The 668-nt window shown below is 40.1% G+C and carries 1 protein-coding gene; it reads right to left on the minus strand.

Annotation, left to right across the window (positions count from 1 at the left end; all coding sequences use genetic code 11):
* Positions 1-59: 59 nt before the first annotated feature.
* Positions 60-668, minus strand: a 609-nt coding sequence (locus C200_RS15845; RefSeq protein WP_033923811.1) for a phage portal protein family protein, incomplete at its 5' end; no start/stop codon positions are given.

Below are 668 nucleotides of genomic sequence, written 5' to 3' on the forward strand. Positions count from 1 at the left end.
AATTTTTCGCAACAGTGCCGGTTTTGGTCTGATCTATCAGTGCATTTGTAGAAAGAGCTTTATTTGCCATTAATTTCTTTTGACGCAGGTAAGTTTAAAGATTCTCTTACAGTTTCTTCTATATTTTCATCTGGTGAGATCACACCAATCGGCACAAGCTGAGATAGCGCAGTCGCAAGCTCTGTCACGTCAACGTCTTTTACTTCTTCATAGTCTAACGTTGGCAACTCTTCAGCTAAATCGCCGTTAATATCAAAAAGCCGAGGGATTGCATGCGAATTAAACACGCCTTTAATCATGTCTAAGTACGCACAAATGCTATCTTTTAGCAGCTCGATTTTATTTTCAGCATAATTTGAAGTACCCACCGACGTCTTACCAATTTGCTGAAATTCAGTCATCATTGTTTGAGAAATTGCATAAGCATAGCGGTTAATTGGTCCGGACAGATCAACATTAGTATTGCCATCACATGACATCAATTCAGCGTTAAAGAGCTTATTGCCGTTTTGGTCATATTGCTGTGGCATGATTAAATAAGAGGATTCATTTTGTCGGATGTTCGCGCCAAGCGTTTGCAAGTGATTAACGACAGCTTGCTGGTCTGGTGATGCATAAATACTTAAATAGTCTGGTAGGCACTTCAAACTCGTAAGCGTCGCTACCTC

The sequence above is a fragment of the Piscirickettsia salmonis LF-89 = ATCC VR-1361 genome (assembly GCF_000297215.2).
GTDB lineage: Bacteria > Pseudomonadota > Gammaproteobacteria > Piscirickettsiales > Piscirickettsiaceae > Piscirickettsia > Piscirickettsia salmonis.